General features: G+C 72.4%; 14 protein-coding genes. 1 reads left to right on the top strand and 13 read right to left on the bottom strand.

Annotated features, from left to right (window positions below):
• Nucleotides 1-2: 2 nt before the first annotated feature.
• The 7 genes from glgB to cbiE all read right to left on the bottom strand — a co-directional run bounded on the left by glgB (nucleotide 3) and on the right by cbiE (nucleotide 9,300).
• The gene (glgB, locus tag NVS89_RS14785) at nucleotides 3-2,246 is read right to left on the bottom strand and encodes a 1,4-alpha-glucan branching protein GlgB (RefSeq protein WP_258733522.1); all 2,244 of its coding nucleotides are present in this window, start codon (nucleotides 2,244-2,246) and stop codon (nucleotides 3-5) included.
• A 187-nt stretch (nucleotides 2,247-2,433) separates the two neighbouring features.
• Nucleotides 2,434-4,932 (bottom strand): glycogen/starch/alpha-glucan phosphorylase, encoded by a 2,499-nt coding sequence (locus NVS89_RS14790; protein WP_258733523.1) that lies wholly within the window; start codon nucleotides 4,930-4,932, stop codon nucleotides 2,434-2,436.
• 88 nt (nucleotides 4,933-5,020) lie between these two features.
• A complete protein-coding gene (locus NVS89_RS14795; protein ID WP_258733524.1) occupies nucleotides 5,021-5,398 on the bottom strand; it encodes a DUF423 domain-containing protein in 378 nt (125 codons plus the stop codon).
• 42 nt (nucleotides 5,399-5,440) lie between these two features.
• Nucleotides 5,441-6,751: a cobyrinic acid a,c-diamide synthase CobB gene (locus NVS89_RS14800; RefSeq protein WP_258733525.1), complete on the bottom strand. Its 1,311-nt coding sequence runs from the start codon at nucleotides 6,749-6,751 to the stop codon at nucleotides 5,441-5,443.
• 79 nt (nucleotides 6,752-6,830) lie between these two features.
• The gene (gene cobM / locus NVS89_RS14805; protein ID WP_258733526.1) at nucleotides 6,831-7,589 is read right to left on the bottom strand and encodes a precorrin-4 C(11)-methyltransferase; all 759 of its coding nucleotides are present in this window, start codon (nucleotides 7,587-7,589) and stop codon (nucleotides 6,831-6,833) included.
• Nucleotides 7,586-7,984 (bottom strand): cobalamin biosynthesis protein, encoded by a 399-nt coding sequence (locus tag NVS89_RS14810; RefSeq protein WP_258733527.1) that lies wholly within the window; start codon nucleotides 7,982-7,984, stop codon nucleotides 7,586-7,588. Before NVS89_RS14810 ends, cobM begins: the two co-directional genes overlap by 4 nt.
• Complete coding sequence (gene cbiE, locus NVS89_RS14815; RefSeq protein WP_258733528.1) at nucleotides 7,981-9,300, bottom strand: precorrin-6y C5,15-methyltransferase (decarboxylating) subunit CbiE; 1,320 nt, start codon at nucleotides 9,298-9,300, stop codon at nucleotides 7,981-7,983. The genes NVS89_RS14810 and cbiE overlap by 4 nt, the downstream gene beginning before the upstream one ends.
• Between cbiE and NVS89_RS14820 the strand changes: the two genes are divergently transcribed.
• Nucleotides 9,299-10,105, top strand: coding sequence for a cobalt-precorrin-6A reductase (locus NVS89_RS14820; protein WP_258733529.1), 807 nt, complete (start codon nucleotides 9,299-9,301; stop codon nucleotides 10,103-10,105). The genes cbiE and NVS89_RS14820 overlap by 2 nt on opposite strands.
• A 26-nt stretch (nucleotides 10,106-10,131) precedes the next feature.
• On the opposite strand, the gene NVS89_RS14825 is transcribed toward NVS89_RS14820, so the two are convergent.
• From NVS89_RS14825 to cobW, 6 genes are read right to left on the bottom strand one after another with little or no spacing between them, the layout of a single operon-like run.
• Nucleotides 10,132-10,890: a precorrin-3B C(17)-methyltransferase gene (locus tag NVS89_RS14825; RefSeq protein WP_258733530.1), complete on the bottom strand. Its 759-nt coding sequence runs from the start codon at nucleotides 10,888-10,890 to the stop codon at nucleotides 10,132-10,134.
• Nucleotides 10,887-11,618 carry a precorrin-2 C(20)-methyltransferase gene (locus NVS89_RS14830; RefSeq protein WP_258733531.1) on the bottom strand — a complete coding sequence of 244 codons (732 nt, stop codon included), beginning with the start codon at nucleotides 11,616-11,618 and terminating at the stop codon, nucleotides 10,887-10,889. The genes NVS89_RS14825 and NVS89_RS14830 overlap by 4 nt, the downstream gene beginning before the upstream one ends.
• Nucleotides 11,615-12,250, bottom strand: a complete 636-nt coding sequence (locus tag NVS89_RS14835) for a precorrin-8X methylmutase (RefSeq protein WP_258733532.1) — start codon at nucleotides 12,248-12,250, stop codon at nucleotides 11,615-11,617. The genes NVS89_RS14830 and NVS89_RS14835 overlap by 4 nt, the downstream gene beginning before the upstream one ends.
• Nucleotides 12,251-13,537, bottom strand: a complete 1,287-nt coding sequence (cobG, locus tag NVS89_RS14840) for a precorrin-3B synthase (RefSeq protein ID WP_258733533.1) — start codon at nucleotides 13,535-13,537, stop codon at nucleotides 12,251-12,253.
• Complete coding sequence (gene cobN / locus NVS89_RS14845; RefSeq protein ID WP_258733534.1) at nucleotides 13,534-16,815, bottom strand: cobaltochelatase subunit CobN; 3,282 nt, start codon at nucleotides 16,813-16,815, stop codon at nucleotides 13,534-13,536. Before cobN ends, cobG begins: the two co-directional genes overlap by 4 nt.
• Nucleotides 16,816-16,846: 31 nt before the next feature.
• Nucleotides 16,847-17,926 carry a cobalamin biosynthesis protein CobW gene (cobW, locus tag NVS89_RS14850; RefSeq protein WP_258733535.1) on the bottom strand — a complete coding sequence of 360 codons (1,080 nt, stop codon included), beginning with the start codon at nucleotides 17,924-17,926 and terminating at the stop codon, nucleotides 16,847-16,849.
• Nucleotides 17,927-17,983: the final 57 nt, after the last annotated feature.

Raw genomic sequence — 17,983 nt, forward strand, 5'->3', positions numbered from 1 at the left:
GTCTACTCCCCTTTGCTCTTCGGAATGTTGGCCGCCTCAGCGGAGGCCGCGGGCGGCTCCCACCTGAAATAGAGTGTCGCCAGCGGCGGAAGCACGATCTCGGCGCTCGCGGGCATGCCGTGGGCGCCCTGCTCGACGGCGACGACGCCGCCGAGATTGCCGACGCCCGAGCCGCCATAGTCGCCCGCATCGGTATTCAGGATCTCGCGCCAGAGGCCCGTCCGCGGCAGGCCGATACGGTAGAACGGGCGCGGCACCGGCGTGAAGTTCGCCACCATCACCACCGGCGGGTCGCCCTCGCGCCCGAAGCGCGCCCAGGCGAACACCGATTGCTCCGCGTCGTCCACCACGATCCAGCGGAAGCCCTCGGGCGCGCAGTCATGGGCGTGGAGCGCGATCTCGGCGCGGTAGACGAGGTTCAGCTCGCGCACCAGCTTCTGCACGCCCTGATGGTGCGGGCCCATGCCGAGCAGGTGCCAGTCGAGCGAGCGCTCCTCGCTCCATTCATGGCGCTGGGCGAATTCCTGGCCCATGAACAGCAGCTTCTTGCCAGGATAGGCCCACATCAGCGCGTAATAGGCGCGCACCGTGGCGAAGCGCTGCCAGTCGTCGCCGGGCATGCGGGTCAGCACCGTGCCCTTGCCGTGCACTACCTCGTCATGGGACAGCGGCAGCACGAAGTTCTCCGAGAAGGCGTAGACCAGCCCGAATGTCAGCTTGTCGTGGTGCCAGGTCCGGTACACCGGGTCGAGCTTCGTGTAGTCGAGCGTGTCGTGCATCCAGCCCATGTTCCACTTGAAGCCGAAGCCGAGCCCGCCGGCATAGACCGGCGCCGACACACCGGCCCATGAGGTGGATTCCTCGGCCACGATCACCGTACCGGGATGCTCGGCATAGATGGTCTCGTTCGCACGCTGGAGAAAGCCGACCGCGTCCTTGTTGTCGTTGGAGCCGTCCGGGTTCGGCGACCATTCGCCCTCGCGGCGCGAATAGTTGAGGTAGAGCATCGAGGCCACGGCGTCGACGCGCAGCCCGTCGACATGGAACCGGTCGAGCCAGTACAGCGCGTTGGCGATCAGCATGTTGGCGACCTCGCGCCGGCCGAAATCGTAGATCGCCGTGTTCCAGTCCGGGTGGAAGCCGCGCCGCGGGTCGGCATGCTCGTAGAGCGGGGTGCCGTCGAAATGGGCGAGGCCGTGGATGTCGGTCGGGAAATGCGCCGGCACCCAGTCGAGGATCACCGACAGCCCCGCCTGATGCGCCTTGTCGACGAAGCGCGCGAAGCCGGCCGGGTCGCCGAAGCGGCTGGTGGGCGCGAACAGGCCGATCGGCTGATAGCCCCAGGAGGCGTCGAGCGGATGCTCGGAGACCGGCAGCAGCTCGATATGGGTGAAGCCCATCCAGGCGGCATAGCCCACGAGGTCGTCGGCGAGCTCGTCATAGGTGAGCCAGCGATTGCCCTCCCCGCGCCGCCACGAGCCGAGATGGACCTCGTAGATCGCCATCGGCTTCTCGCGCGCCGCGCCCTGCGCGCGGGCGGTGATATGGGCCTCGTCGTGCCATTCGAAATTGTCGACCCGCGCCACCACCGAGCCGGTGGCGGGGCGCAGTTCGCCCTTGAAGCCGAACGGGTCCGCCTTGAGCGGCAAGAGCCGACCGTCGCCGGAGATGATCTCGTATTTGTAGATCGTGCCCTCGCCGACGCCCGGGGCGAAGATCTCCCACAGCCCGCTGTCGACGCGCTTGCGCATCTGGTGGGTGCGCCCGTCCCAGCGGTTGAAGTCGCCCACCACCGAGACGCGGGCGGCGTTCGGCGCCCACACCGCGAAGCGCGTGCCCTCGACGTCTTCATGCGTGCAGATATGCGCGCCGAGCCGCTCGTAGAGCTGGCGGTGAGTGCCCTCGACCAGCAGATGGTCGTCGAGCGGGCCGAGCGCCGGGCCGAAGGAATAGGGGTCGTCGAGCTCCCACGTGCCGCCGTCGTTGCGCGCCCGCAGCCGATAGCGCGCCCAGGCCGGGCGGCCCTTCACCAGCCCCTCGAAGAAGCCGGCGGGATGGCGGCAGGTGAGTTCCGCGACGACCTTGCCGTCCGCCTCGACCGCCTGCAGCGTCGCGGCGTCCGGCACGAAGGCCCGGATCACCAGTCCCGATTTTGTCTCATGAGGTCCGAGAAGGGCGAACGGGTCGGCGTGGCGGCCACCCACGAGTGCCTCGACCTCACGGTCCGGCGCCTGCCACGCCACCATATCCGTCAACCTCTCCCGAGTTGTCTTCAGACCATCAAGACCCGATCGAGATGAAGGTTCCTTTACCGTCGAGACAAAGTCCACCAGACGCGATCACTCATCCTTGTCGCAGGGGGCCGGCCCGCTTGTCGCAGGGCGGCGGGCCCGGCCGTGCGCCAAGGGTCCGCCGCATGAGGTCGCGCGCGCCTCAGCGCACCGTGCGCACCGGCACGTGCCAGATGTCGCGCGCATATTCGGAGATGGTCCGGTCCGAGGAGAACCAGCCCATATTCGCGGTGTTGATGGCGCTGGAGGTCCACCAGCGCGCCTTGTCGTGCCAGGCGGCGTCGATGTCGCGCTGGGTGTTCCAGTAGGAGTCGAAGTCCGGCGTCACCAGGAAGTAATCGTGGTGGCGCAGCGCGTCGACCAGCGCCTTGTAGCGGTCCGGCTCGTCCGGCGAAAACACGCCCGAGCCGACCGCGTCCAGCACCTCGCCCAGATGCTCGGAGGCCTGGATCGCGCCGTACTCGTCGATGCCGTTGGCGCGGCGCGCCTCGACCTGCTCGGCGGTCAGTCCGAAGATGAAGATGTTGTCGTCGCCGACATGCTCCTTGATCTCGACATTCGCGCCGTCGAGCGTGCCGACGGTCAGCGCGCCGTTGAGCGCCATCTTCATGTTGCCGGTGCCGGAGGCTTCCATGCCGGCGGTGGAGATCTGCTCCGACAGGTCCGCCGCCGGGATGATCGTCTCGGCGAGCGAGACGTTGTAGTTCGGCAGGAACACCACCTTCAGCAGGTCGCGCACGGTCGGGTCGTCGTTCACCACCCTGGCGACATCGTTGGCCAGCTTGATGATCAGCTTGGCCATGTGATAGCTCGCCGCCGCCTTGCCGGAGAAGATCTTCACCCGCGGCGCCCAGTTCTTGGCCGGGTTGGCGCGCATCGCGTCATAGAGCGCGATGGTCTCCAGCACGTTCAGGAGCTGGCGCTTGTATTCGTGGATGCGCTTGATCTGCACGTCGAACAGCGCGCCCGGATTGACCTTGATGTCCAGCCGGTCGCGGATCAGCCGCGCCAGCGCCACCTTGTTCTGCCGGCGCACCGCCATCAGCCGCTCGTGCAGCGAGCTGTCGGCGGCGAGGGCCTCCAGCTTCTTGAGCTGCGAGGCGTCGTCGAGCACACCGGGCCCGCACACGTCGACCAGCAGGTTCGTCAGGCCCGGATTGGTCTGGTAGAGCCAGCGGCGGAAGGTGATGCCGTTGGTCTTGTTGTTCATCCGCTCCGGGAACAGGCGGTAGAAGTCCTTGAAGACCGTGGTCTTCATAAGCTCGCTGTGCAGCGCCGCGACGCCGTTGATCGAGTGCGAGCCGAGGAAGGCGAGGTTGCCCATGCGCACCCGCCGGCCGTGATCCTCCTGGATCAGCGAGACCGAGGACAGCAGCGCGTCGTCGCCGGGGAACTGCGCGCGCACCTTCTCCAGATGCTTGGCGTTGAGCAGGTAGATGATCTGCATGTGGCGCGGCAGCAGCCGCTCCATCAGCGGCACCGGCCAGGTCTCCAGCGCTTCCGGCAGAAGCGTGTGGTTGGTGTACGAGATGGTCCGCGTGGTGATGTCGAACGCCTCGTCCCAGCCGATGTCGTGCTCGTCCACCAGCACCCGCATCAGCTCGGCGACAGCGATGGCGGGATGGGTGTCGTTGAGCTGGATCGACACCTTGTCGGGCAGCGAGCGCACGTCGCCGAAGCTGTCGACGTGGCGGCGCGTCAGGTCGCGCAGCGAGGCGGCGGTGAAGAAATATTCCTGCCGCAGGCGCAGTTCCTGACCCGCCGGCGTGGCGTCGGAGGGATAGAGCACCTTCGAGATCGACTCCGCCTTCACCTGGTTCACCAGCGCGCCGACATGGTCGCCCTGGTTGAAGGCGTCGAGGCGGATCGGGTCGGCCGCGCGGGCCGACCAGAGGCGCAGCGTGTTCACATGGTTGCCGCGCCAGCCGACGATCGGCGTGTCGTAGGCGACCGCCTCGACCGTCTCGCCGGGATGCCAGATCTGCTTCTTGCGGTCGCCGCCGACCGCCACCGTCTCCACCGAGCCGCCGAAGCCGACGTCGTAGAACACCTCGGGACGCTCGAACTCCCACGGATTGCCGAAGGACAGCCAGTCCTCGGGATATTCCTGCTGCCAGCCGTTCTTGATCATCTGCCGGAACAGGCCGTTCTCGTAGCGGATGCCGTAGCCATAGGCGGCAATGGAGAGCGTCGCCATGCTGTCCATGAAGCAGGCGGCGAGGCGCCCGAGGCCGCCATTGCCCAGCGCCGCGTCCGGCTCCACCTGGCGCAGCCGGTCGATGTCGACGCCGAGGTCGCCCAGCGCCGAGCGCGCGGTCTCCAGCATCTCGATATTGGTCAGCGCGTCGAACAGCAGCCGCCCGATCAGGAACTCCAGCGAGAGGTAGTAGACCCGCTTGCGCCCTTCCGAATAGGTCTGGCGGGTGGAGGTGATCCAGCGGTCGACGATGCGGTCGCGGGTGGCGAAGGCGGTGGCGAGGAACCAGTCGCGGTCGCTCGCCGCTGCGGGATTCTTGCCCACCGCGTAGGTCAGCTTGGAAATGACCGCAGCACGGAACTTCGCGACGTCATCGCCCGCGCTCGCCATCGGCGGGGCAGTCTCCGGCTTGTCCAGCATCTTTTCCTCGACCTCGACTGACATGTGCAGCTTGTGCTCCCTTGCGGCTTCCCGCTGCCGGACGGACCGGCGGCAGAAGGCCTCCTCGCATTTCATGCAACCTTTTGGCCAACTAGCCGGCGCGGGTTCCCCGTTCGAACGCCGCCAGTGCCACCACGAGCCATCCCGCGATCAGCATAGTACCCCCGATCGGCGCGGACATAGGAAAAAGAACGATCTCCCAGAGCGCGCGCAGCCCCAGCGTGCTGCCGAACAGGCCGGCCCCGAGCGCGATCACGATGCCGCCGATATCGGCAAACGACCATCCCGGCCCGTGCGTGCCGGCGAACGCCGCCGCACCGAGCGCCCCGGCCGCCCCGAGCATCAGGAAATAGGCGGCGGTGGTCAGGTTGGGATCGGGGTTCATGTGCGCCCCGGCCGCGGCGGCGGCGACCCCGGCGGCTCCCATGAGCCCGGCCAGCAGGACGACGAGGCGGCGCAGCATGTTCATCGCTCACTCCAGTTCGGCACGCGCCCGGCCCGGAGGACCGGATCATTCCCGGGCGATCACGTGGAAGAAGGTCCCCGAAACGGTTCCCCGGCGGCTTCCCGCCGTGCCCATTTCCTTACCCTGTCCGTCCGCCAGCGCGACCAGCGGCGCATCGTCGCCGCTTCGTGTGACGACCGCATAATGGAATTCGTGGCCGCGCAGACGCGCCCCCGCCGGGCCGATCGGCGAGGCCGCCAAGGTCTCCACCCGCCGGTAGCCGAGATTGAGCTTGCGGCGCGCGAAGCTGGTGGCGTGGCCGAGCAGGCCCAGCATCTCATGCGTCGCGCCGTCCGCGTCCTCGAGCGATTCCCCGAGCACCATGAACCCGCCGCACTCGCCATGGACCGGGCGCGTGCGCGCGAAAAGCCGCACCCCGTCGCGGAACCGCCGGGCCGCGCCGAGCCGGCCGGCATGGAGCTCGGGATAGCCGCCGGGCAGCCACAGCGCGTCGCAGGCCTCGTCCGGCGCCTCGTCGGCAAGCGGCGAGAACGGCACGATTTCCGCCCCCGCCCGCCGCCAGCCGGCGACGAGGTGCTCATAGGCGAAGGAGAACGCCACGTCCCGCGCCAGCGCGATCCGCTGGCCGGGAGGATCGAGCGGAACGACCGACGCCGAGGGAAGCGGCACCGGCTGCGCCAGCGCCACCAGCGCGTCGAGGTCGATATGTGCCTCGGCCCGCTCCGCCAGCGCGGCGAAATGCGCCTCGAGCGCGGGATGCTCGCCCGCCTGCACGAGGCCGAGATGGCGCTCGGGCAGGCTCAGCGCCCCTTCGCGCGGCAAAGCGCCCAGCACCGGAATGCCGAGCGCCGCGATCGCCTCGCTCGCCTGCAGCCGGTGACGCTCGCTCGCCACCTTATTGAGGATGACGCCGGCGACGCGCACCTGCGGGTCGTGGGTGGCGAAGCCCCGCACCACGGCGGCGGCCGACTGCGACTGGCCGGAGACGTCGACCACCAGCACTACCGGAAGGCCGAGCCGGGCGGCGAGGTCCGCCACCGCACCGGTACGCCCGGGCGTGCCCATCACCCCGTCGAACAGCCCCATCGAGGCCTCGATCACGACCAGCTCGGCCTCGCGCGCGGCCTCCCCCGCCAGCGCGTCGATCAGCGCCGGCGGCATGGCGAAGCTGTCGAGGTTGAGCCCCGGCGCCCCGGTGGCGGCGGCGTGGAAGGCGGGGTCGATATAATCGGGGCCGGACTTCACCGCCCGCACCCCCATCCCGCGCCGGACCAGCGCCGACACCGTGCCGAGCGTCACCGTGGTCTTGCCCGAGCCCGAGCGTGGCGCGCCTATGATGAACCCGCGCGCGCTCATGGACGGGCCCGCCCCGGCGTCGGGTGCCCTCTCCTGCCCGGAAGCACCGGGGCGGGAGGAAAAATCGTGCGGCGGGCGTTCATCCCCGCCCCCGGAAGCGGCGCTGATACGCCGCGTCGTAAAGCGCGCTCTCGCGGAATTCCTCCGCCGCCAGCGCTCGCCCGACCATGATCAGCGCCGTGCGCTCCACCGGCTCGGCCGCGACCCTGGCGGCGATGTCGCCGAGCGTGCCGCGTATCACCCGCTCGCTCGGGCGCGTCGCCTCCACCACTACCGCAACCGGGCAGTCGGCGCCGTAGAGCGGCGTCAGTTCCTCGACCACCCGGTCGAGCGCGTGGATGGCGAGATGCACGGCGAGGCTCGCCCCGGTCGCGCCGAAGGCGGCCAGCGTCTCGCGCTCCGGCATGGCGGAGGCGCGGCCGGAGACGCGGGTGATGACGAGGCTCTGCGCCAGCCCCGGCACGGTGAGCTCGCACCCCAGCACCGCGCTCGCCGCCGCGAAGGCCGGCACGCCGGGGGTCAGCGTATAGGCGATGCTGTGCCGTTCCAGCCGCCGGATCTGCTCGGCCACCGCCGAATAGATCGACAGGTCGCCCGAATGCAGCCGCGCCACGTCCTGCCCGGCCGCCTGCGCCGCCACGTATTCGGCCTCGATCTCGTCGAGCGACATCGGCGCGGTGTCGACGATTCGCGCCCCCGGCGGGCACCAGCCGAGCACCTCGGGCGGCACGAGGGAGCCGGCATAGAGGCACACCGGGCAGCGCGCGACGAGGTCGCGCCCGCGCAGCGTCATCAGGTCCGCCGCGCCCGGTCCGGCGCCGATGAAATGCACTGTCACGGCGTTCCCGTCCCTTTCTCCGCCTCCCGCGCCAGCGCGCAGGTCACCGGCCCCAGCACGAAGCGCGGGCCGACCAGGCTGGAGCGCCGTCCCGCCACCGCCAGCGCCGAGGCTTCCGCCACCGAGGGCACGCCCATCAGTGCCACCACCCGCTCGGAATGGGTCATGACCCGCTTGCCCGCCGCCTCGAGCTGCGCCTGCGGCACCATCACCAGCAGCAGGCCGAGGTCGAGCGCGGCCTTGATGATGCCGGCCTCGCCGCCCTTCACCGCGGGCGTCGCCATCAGCGAGATGTCGCACAGCTTCACCTCGTGGCGCTCCATCGCCCCGCGCACGGCGGCGCAGACCTCCTCCGCGCTCACCCCGCGCCGGCTGCCGACCCCGGCGACGATCATCGCGCCTCTCCGCGCGCCGCCTCGCCGGCCGGCCGGGTCCAGCTCCACTGCGTTACCGGCATCGCCGGGCGCCATCCGGTGAGCTCGCCCACCGGCGCGGCGCGGGCGATGGAGAGCCGCACCAGCTCCCCGCCCCGCGCGGCATGCAGCGCGATCAGCCGCGCCTCGGTTTCCAGCGTCACCGCATTGACCACCAGCCGCCCGCCGGGCTTCAGCGCCGCCAGCGCGGCCTCGACGACCCCCGCATCGCCCGCGCCGCCGCCTATGAAGATCGCGTCCGGCGGGGCGAGCCCGCCCAGCGCCTGCGGAGCCCGGCCCTCGATCACCTTGAGCCCCGGCACGCCCATGGCCGAAGCGTTGCGCCGGGCGCGCGCCGCGCGCGCGGGCACCTCCTCGATCGCGATCGCCTTCAGCGACGGATCGGCCAGCATCCATTCGATGCCGATCGAGCCCGCCCCCGCGCCGATGTCCCACAGCGTCTCGCCCCGGCGCGGCGCCAGCGCGCCGAGCGTCATCGCGCGGACCTCGCGCTTGGTGAGCTGGCCGTCATGCTCGTAAAGCTCGTCCGGCAGGCCGGGCGTCAGGGCGATGATGCGCGCGCCCTCCCCGGCCACCACCTCGATGCCGACGAGGTTGAGCGTGTCGATCCCGTCAAGGTCGAACGTCGCCGCCAACGCCGTGCGCACCCGCTCGCGCGGGCCGCCCAGCGCCTCCAGCACATGGATCCGCGATTGGCCGAAGCCGAGTTCGCTCATGAGCCGCGCCAGGGTCTGCGGCCCCTCGCCGTCCGAGGTCAGCGCCAGCAGCCGGCGCCCGGGATGCAGATGCGCGCGAATGAGATCGAGCGCGCGCCCGTGCACGGTCAGGCAGGCGGTGTCCGCCAGCGGCCAGCCGATCCGAGCCGCCGCGAGGCTGAAGGAGGACGGCGCCGGAATGGCCCGCATCTCGTCGGCGGGCACGTGGCGCGCCAGCACCGCGCCGACCCCGTAGAGGAACGGGTCGCCCGAGGCGAGCACGCAGACCCGGCGCCCGCGCGCGGCCAGCACCATCTCGACGCCGTGCTCGAACGGGCTCGGCCAGGCCTGCGCGCGCCCCGTCACCGCCGCGCCCGCGAGCGCGAGGTGGCGCGCGCCGCCGAACACGATCTCGGCCCGCTCGATGGCCGCCCGCGCGGCGGGCGACAGGCCGGCGAGGCCGTCCTCGCCAATGCCGACGATGGACAACCAGCCCCGCTCCTGCGCATCGTCGCCTCGCGCCCCGGGCGCGAAGACTTCTGCGTTGCTACCGGCGTCGGCGTCGGCCAGGAAACTCGTCATGACCTCATCTTCCCACGGACGGGACATGCGCCCGCCGCGCCTTCTGATTCTCGGCGGCACGAGCGAGGCGCGCGAGCTCGCCGCCCGCCTCGCCGCGCTGGAGGCGGCGGGAGCCGGTGGATTCGAGATCAGCGTGTCCCTTGCCGGGCGCACGCGCAACCCGCTCGCCCTCGCCGCGCCGGTCCGCTCCGGCGGCTTCGGCGGGGTGGACGGGCTCGCCGCCCATCTCGCGGCCGAGCGCATCGACGTCTTGGTCGACGCCACCCATCCCTTCGCCGCCGGCATCTCGCGCAACGCGGTCGAGGCCGCGCGGCTCGCCGGCGTGCCGATCCTCGCTTTGCTGCGCCCGCCCTGGGAGCGGCAGCCGGGCGACATCTGGACCGACGCGCCCGACATTCCGGGCGCCGTCGCCGCCCTCGGCACGGCACCGCGCAACGTGCTCGTCACGCTTGGCCGCAACGAGGTGCGTGCGCTGAAGGCCGCGCCGCAGCACCATTATCTGGTGCGCAGCATCGACCCCGTCGACCCGCCGCTCGCCCTGCCCCGCGTGGTCTATATCGAGGCGCGCGGCCCGTTCGCGCTGGAGGATGAGCGCGCCCTGTTCGCCGCCCACCACATCGACGCGCTGCTGTCCAAGAACAGCGGCGGCGCGGCCACCTATGGCAAGATCGCCGCCGCCCGCGCGCTCCGCGTCGAGGTGGTGATGGTCGCGCGCCCGTCGCGCCCGCAGGTCGAGACGGTGGCGACCATCGATGCCGTGCTGGACTGGCTGGCGGAGCGCTTTCCCCGCTTCGCGCCCGACTGACACGGCACAAGCCACGCGCGCCGCCCTCATCGCGGCCCCGCCGAGCGCGGCGTGTAGACCAGCGAGGGCAGGCCGGGCCGCTCCACCAGGCGCGTCTCGACCGAGCCGACGATGATGCAGGTGGCCATGTCGGCCATGTGGCCGCGCGCATGGGTCAGCGCCAGCACCCGCAGGCGCTCGTCGGCCCGCCCCACCGCGCGCCCGAAGATCACCGGCACACTGCCGGGCAGTTCCTCGCGCAGCACCTCGAACGCCCGGTCGAGCTGCCACGGCCGCGCCTTCGAGACCGGGTTGTAGAACGCCATCGCGAACCCCGCCTGCGCGGCGAGCCGCAGGCGCCTCTCCACCACTTCGAACGGCTTGAGGTTGTCCGACAGCGAGATGGCGCAGAAATCGTGGCCGAGCGGCGCGCCGGTCCGCGCCGCCACCGCCAGCATGGCGGTGATGCCGGGCACGATCTCGACCTCGAGCGCGCGCCATTCCGCCGGCCCGGCCTCGATCGCCTCGATCACCGCCGCCGCCATGGCGAACACGCCGGGATCGCCGCCCGAGACCATCGCCACACGTGACCCGCCCGCGGCATGGGACAGCGCCGCCCCCGCGCGCGCCAGCTCCTCCCGATTGTCGGAGGCGAAGCGCTGCTGGCCGGCGCGCTCGGGCACGCGGGCGAGATAGGGCACGTAGCCGTAGAGCGCCTCGGCCGCTTCCAGCGCCGCGCCCGCCTCGGGCGTCAGGAAGCGCGCCTCGCCGGGCCCGAGGCCGACCACGTAGAGCTTGCCGCTCATCCGCGCGCCTCCCAGCCCGGCACCAGCACGATGGCGAAATAGGGCGCCGGGCTCTCGTCCCGCGCGGCGAGCGGGACGCAGTGCCCGCCATTCATGGTGCCACGCTCGACATAGACCGCGCGCCCGAGCCGGCCGGAGGCCGCCAGCGCGCGGCGGATCTTCGGCAGGTTGCGCCCGACCTTCATGATGACCGCCGCGTCCGCCTCGCCGAGCCGGCGCACCAGCTCGGCCTCGGAGAGCGTGCCCGGCAGCACGCTGAGCACGTCGTCGCCCTGCGCGATCGGCGCGCCGAGCTGCGACCAGCAGCCGGACATGCCGGTGACCCCGGCGACGATCTCGGTCGGGTAGCGCCCGGCGAGCCGCACATGCAGATGCATGTAGGAGCCGTAGAACATCGGGTCGCCCTCGGAGAGCACCGCCACCGTGCGCCCGGCGTCGAGATGGCCCGCCACCGTGTGCGCGGCCTCCTCGTAGAAGGCCGCGATCGCCTCGCGATAGGGCGCCTCGTCCTTCGGCGATTCGGTCGTCACCGGATAGTCGAGCGGCAGCTCGATCGCCCCCTCGCGGAAATGCGCGCAGGCGATGGCCCGCGAATGGCTCGCCCGGCCGCGCTTGGCGAAATAGGCGATCACCTGTGCCTCGCCGAGCGCCCGCGCCGCCTTCAGCGTCATCAGTTCCGGGTCGCCCGGCCCGACGCCGACCCCGATCAACCGTCCCTGCGTGCTCATATGCCCGGCCTCGCCAGCGCGTTCACCGCCGCCGCCGTCATGGCGCTGCCGCCGAGCCGCCCGCGCACCACCAGCCACGGCACCCCGTGGTCGGCCGCCGCCAGCGCGTCCTTGGATTCGGCCGCGCCGACGAAGCCGACCGGAATGCCGAGGATCGCCGCCGGCTTCGGCGCGCCCGCGTCCAGCATCTCCAGCAGCCGGTAGAGCGCGGTCGGCGCATTGCCGATCGCGACCACCGCCCCCTCCATCCGCTCGCGCCACAGCTCCATCGCCGCGGCCGAGCGGGTGGTGCCGAGCTTCGAAGCCAGCTCCGGCACGGCGGGATCGCGCAGCGTGCACACCACCTCGTTGCCCGCCGGCAGCCGCGCCCGGGTAACGCCGTGCGCCACCATTTCGGCATCGCACAGGATCGGCGCGCCGGCTTCGAGCGCGGCGCGGCCGGCCCGGACCAGACCGGGCGCGAAATCGATGGCGAAGGCGGCTTCCACCAGCCCGCAGGCGTGGATCATCCGCACCGCGACGTCGGCCTCCTCGGGCGAGAAGCGGCCGAGATCGGCCTCCTCCCGGATGATGGCGAAGGAGCGTTCGTAGATCGCATTGCCGTCGCGCACATAATCGAACGGGTTCGACACTCAGGCCGGGTCCTTCTTCAAGAATTCATCTTCCATGACGTCCCGCGCCAGCAGCTCGCGCAGCTCCGCGTCGAGCCTGCCGAGCGGTACGATCCGCGCCGGAGCGTCGCGCGGCGTGCCTTCGACCACGATCCCGGCCCCCGCGTCCAGCCCCACGATGGTGAGCGCGGCCCGGGCGGGATGCGCGCATCCCTTGGCGCAGCCCGAGACATGCAGTTCGCCGCCCATTCCGCTACCCGCAAGCAGCGGCGCCAGCGCGGTGGCGAGCGCGCGCGTCTCGATGCGGGCGGAGGCGCAGGCCGGCGCACCGGGACAGGCCGCGACCCGCCGCAGCGGATCGGAAGGGTCGACGATGAAGCCGAGCGCCGCGGCTTCGCGCGCCAGAAGCTCCGCCGCCCCGCGCGCCAGCCCGACGATGAGCAGCGCCCGTCCGGCCGCCGGCTCGACATGGCGCGCGCCGCTCGCGCGCACGGCGTCAGTGAGCCGTTCCAGCGCGCCGGCCGTGGCCTGCCCGAAAGGGGGCGCGATCCCGAAGGCAAAGCTGCCATCGTTCAGCGCGTGCAGCCCGACCGGCTCGGCCGGCGGGCGGTGCGGCTCCGGCACGGCGTCGAGGCCGAAGGCCGCGCGCAGCCGAGCCATGCCCTCCTGTCGCACCATGCCGTCCATCCGTGCGGTCGCGCCGTGGCCGGCGAGGCGGGCCAGCAGGCCGACCGTCACCTCCGCCGCCCGCTCCCGCGCCACCTCGCCGGCAACGAGGCCGGCCAGACGGACGAGGACGCGGCCGCGGCCGCCGGCGGTGAGCGCGATGTCGGCCTTCAGCGCGCCGGGATGGAGCGTCCCGCCGCCATCGACCACCACCGAGACCTTGGGCGCGAGACGCGGCACCAGCCCGGCCGCGCCTTCCGAAATCGCCTGCGCGAGCGGGCGCGGATCGAACGCTTCCGCCGGGTCGAGCCCCGCCAGCGCCCCGGTCTCCACCGGGAAGCCGCCGACCGGCACGATGCCGAGCGCGTCGACCCCGGCCGGCAGGCGCGCCGCACTTTCGGCCGTCAGCCCGCGCAGTTGCAGCTTGCCGCGCGCGGTCACCTCGACAATCCCGTTGCCGCATTCGCACGCCAGCCGCGCCAGCCCGGCAAGCTGGTCCGGCGTCAGGGGCGCTGCCGGCTGAAGCCGCGCCAGCAAGCCGTCGCCGGTTGGCATCGGCTCGGGCAGGCTCGGGCAGGCGCCGCGCCGCATCGCCGCCGCATCGGCGCTCATTTCCATCGCTCTCGCGGGCACCGCGCTCATTCGGCCGCCTCCCCGACGAGGGCGGCGAGGCCGGCGCCGACATCGTTGCGGCGCGGATGCCAGAGGCCCTTTTCCCGCGCCCGGTCGAAGCGCCCGGCGACGAAGCGCGCCGCCTCGGGCGAGGCCTCGATCAGGAAGGCGCGCACCCGCTCGTCGACCACATAGGCCTCGTGCAGAAGGTCGATCAGATGGCCCGGCACCGCCCGCGTCGCCTCGGCGAAGCCGACCAGCCGGTCGACCGTCTCGGCGATCTCGGCCGCCCCGCGCGGGCCGTGGCGCAGCAGCCCGTCGATGTAGCGCGGGCTCGCCCGTCCGCGCACGATCCGCGCGATGGTCTCGGCGAGCGGGCGCGCCTTCGGGCGCGCGGGATCGGCGGTGTCGAGCACCACGAGGTCGGGCAGGCGGCCGAGCCTTTCCGCCGCCGCCGCGAAGCCGCCGATGAAGGCAAGGTCGGCATCACCTTCGAGCAGGTCACGTCCGGGATCGTCGGCGCCGTGCACGAGCAGGTCCGCCTCCGCCACCCGCGCCTCGAAGGCGTCGCCTGCGAGCCGCGCCGTACCCTCCGCCCCGCCATAGGCATGCGAGGCGCTGGCGAGATAGGCCTCGCCGAGCGCCGCCCGGTCGACCTCGCCGCGCGCGAGGCCGGCACCATAGGCACCCGGCGCGGTGCCGAAGATGCGCACCGCCGCAGCGTCGTCGCCGCTCCTCGCCGCCGCCTCGATAGCCGCCTTCAGCGGGTTCTCATCGCCCGTCTCCTCGCGCCGCGCCACCGCCTGCAGCGCGGCGTCGAGCAGGGCGATCTGCGCCGGGAACAGGTCGCGGAACAGGCCGGAAATGCGGAACGTCACGTCGACCCGCGGGCGCCCCAGCACGGCCGTCGGCAGCACCTCGATGCCGGTCACGCGCCCGGTCGCCGGGTCCCATGTCGGCCGCGCGCCGATCAGCGCCAGCCCCTGCGCGATCTCCTCGCCCCCGGTGCGCAGGCTCGCGCTGCCCCACAGGTCCAGCACCAGCGCGCGCGGCCAGTCGCCATGGGCCTGCGCATAGGCGCGCAGCACCTCCTCGGCGGCGAGCGTGCCGAGATCCATCGCCGTGGGCGTGGGCAGGGCGCGCGGGTCGGTCGCGTAGAGGTTGCGCCCGGTCGGCATCACGTCGGTGCGCCCGCGCCCCGGCGCGCCGGCCGGCCCGGCCGCAACCCGCCGCCCGTCGAGCGCCGCCATCAGCCCCGCGCGCTCGGCCTCCCCGCACGCTCCCCGGCCATAGACGTGGAAGCCGTCCTTGAGCCGCATCTCCTTGATGTCGCAGAGGAACGCGTCGATCTGCTTCAGCGCCTCGTCCGGCGCTAACTCCGTCGTCAGCCCGGCATCGCGGGCGAATCCGGTGCGGCCGGCCTCCTCGACGATCAGCCGCGCGAGCCGCTGGCGCCGGCGCGGGTCGAGCCCGTCGGCCTCGGCATATTCATCGACCAGCCGCTCCAGCTCGCGCGCCTCGCCCGCCAGCCCCGCTTCCAGTGTCGGCGGCGGCAGATGGCCGAGCGTGAGCGCGGCGATGCGCCGCTTGGCCTGCGCCGCCTCGCCGGGATTGGAAACGATGAAGGGATAGACCACCGGCAGCGCGCCCAGCACCAGCTCAGGGAAACAGCCGGCGGTGAGCGCCACATGCTTGCCCGGCAGCCATTCCAGCGTGCCATGCGCGCCCATATGCACCAGCGCGTCCGCCTCGCGCTGCAGCCACAGCCCGAAGGCGAGCAGCGCGTGGCGCGGCGGCAGCGCCGGGTCGTGATACTGCGCGCGCCGCTCCTCCTGCGAGCCGCGGTCGGGCGCGATGGCGACGGTGAGATTGCCGAAGGCGCGGGCGCGGAAGCGGAAGGCGCCGTCGACCAGTCCCGGATCGTCCTCCGGCGCGCCCCAGGCGGGCTCGATGGCGGCCATCGCCTCGGCCGGGAGCGTGGCCGTCAGCCGGCGATACTCGGCGAGCGGGAGGGACACATTGCCCCCCTCCAGCAATTCCAGCAGCGCGCGCTCGTCCGGCGGCGGCTCCTCGACCGCGTAGCCGGCCGCACGGCAATCCTCCAGTAGCGCGAGGATGCTGGCGGGCACGTCGAGCCCGACCGCCCAGCCGGTCCGGCCCGGCACGCCGGCATAGTCCGGCATCAGCACCGCCACTCGCCGCGCCGCGGGCGCCAGCCCCTGCAGCCGCACCAGCGCCGCCACCCGGTCCGCCACCTGCCCGACGCGGTCCGGCTCGGCCCTGTTCGCCAGCGCGGTGAAGCCCGGCACGGCGCCGGCCTCTTCCGGCGCCTTGAAGGAAAGCGCCCCGGCCAGCACCCGGCCGTCGATCTCCGGCAGCACGACATGCATGGCGAGGTCGGAGGCGGTGAGCCCGCGCGCGCCCTCCGCCCACGCCTCGCGCCGCGTGGTCGCGACCACCGCCTGCAGCACCGGCACGCCCGGCGCGTCGAGCACGCTCGTCTCCCCGGGGTCGGCCGCGGCGAAGGCGGTCAGCGTCACGATGACGGCGGGCTCCATCCCCGCCAGCGCCGTCGCGAGAAAGGCCGCCGAGGCCGGCTCGCGCAGGCTGGCGACGAAAATCGGCTTCGGTGCCAGCCCGCGCGCGGCGAGCGCGGCGCACAGCGCGTCGACCGGCGCGGTATCGCCGGCGAGCCACATGGAGCGGTAGAATATCACCGGAACGGCCGGCCCCTGCCCGGCCTCCCCGTCCCATTCATACGTCCCGGCCATCGGCACCGGCACGGGGGCCAGATCGTGCGCGGCGGGATCATGCCCCGCATGCCGGGCGAGCCGGCGCAGCAGGGCGTGCATGTTTTCAGGCCCGCCGGCACGGAAATAGGAAAGCAGCGCGGCGAGCTCGTCGGCCGGCAGGGTCGAGGCCCCGGCGAGGCGCGGATCGTCGCGGTCCTCGCCCGGCAGCACAGCGAGCGCGATGCCGCGCGTGCGCGCCTCGCTCGCCAGCCGCTCCACCCCGTAGCGCCACCAGTCGAGCCCGCCCAGCAGGCGGACCACGATGACGCGCGCATGCACGGCCACCTTGTCGATCCACAGATCGACCGACATCGGATGGCGCAGGTCCCGCAGGCTGGCGAGCCGCAGGCTGGGCAGGCGGTCGCCCGCCGCAAGAGCGCCCTCTTGAGCCCGCGCCAGCGCGCCGAGATCGCTGTCGGTGAAGGACAGCACCACCACCTCCCCCGGCGTCTGGCCGAGGTCGACCGGCTCGACGAGATCGTCGAGGCTGGTCGAGGTGGTGGTGAGGATGTGCATCGCTCGGCTCCCGGCCCGGCGCGTCGTGCCGTCAGGCCGGAACCGAGACGCCGCTGCGGGCGCCGGCGCCGGAGAGGATCGCCTCCACCTTCGCCCGGTCGAGGCCCTTCAGCCCGATCGCGACCAGCCGCCCGGTGCGCGGGCCCGCGCCCCAGGGCCGGTCGAACTGGTGGCTGACGCGCGGGCCGACCGCCTGCAGCAGCAGCCGCATCGGCTTGCCGGCGACGGGCAGGAAGCCCTTCACCCGCAGCACGTCGGCCTCTTCCGCCGCCCGCGCCACCCGCGCGGCGAAGGCCGCCGGATCGTCGATCTCCGGCACCTCGACGACGAAGCTGTCGAAGTCGTCATGGTCGTGATCGGCCTCGTCGTCGTGATGGGTGCGCCGGTTCTCGATGTCGTCCTCGGTGCCGACGCCAAGGCCCATCAGCACCGCCGGGTCGATCCGCCCCTGCGCCACGCTCACCACGCTGACGCCCTTCGGCAGCTCGGCGTCGAGCGCGGCCCGCGCCCGGACCTGGCCCTCGGCGTCGACGAGGTCGGCCTTGGTCATGATGACGAGGTCGGCGCAGGCGATCTGGTCGTCGAACACCTCCTCGATCGGGTCGTCATGATCGAGCTGGACGTCGCTGGCGCGCTGCTCGGCGAGCGCGTCGTGGTCGTGCGCCACCCGGCCGGACGCGAGCGCGTCGCCGTCCACCACCGCGACCACGCCGTCCACCGTCACCCGGCTCTTGATCGCCGGCCAGTGGAAGGCCTGCACCAGCGGCTTGGGCAGGGCGAGGCCGGAGGTCTCGATCAGGATGTGATCGACCTTCGGGCTGCGGGCGAGAATGGCGTCGAGCGCGGGCACGAAGTCGTCCGCCACGGTGCAGCAGATGCAGCCATTGGCGAGCTCGACCACGTTCTCCTCCGGGCAGGTCTCGATGCCGCAGCCCTTGAGGATCTCGCCGTCTATGCCGACGTCGCCGAACTCGTTGACGATCACGGCGAGCCGCTTTCCGCGCACGTTTTCAAGGATATGCCGGATCAGCGTGGTCTTCCCCGAGCCGAGGAAGCCGGTGACGATGGTGCACGGCACCCGCGAAAGGTTGGTCGGGTCGGTCTGGCTCATGCGGCGTCTCCAGCGGGCCGGTCGGGTCACGGGATGCGCCGGCCGCGGAGGTTTCCG

The sequence above is a fragment of the Ancylobacter mangrovi genome (genome assembly GCF_024752355.1).
Lineage (GTDB): Bacteria > Pseudomonadota > Alphaproteobacteria > Rhizobiales > Xanthobacteraceae > Ancylobacter > Ancylobacter mangrovi.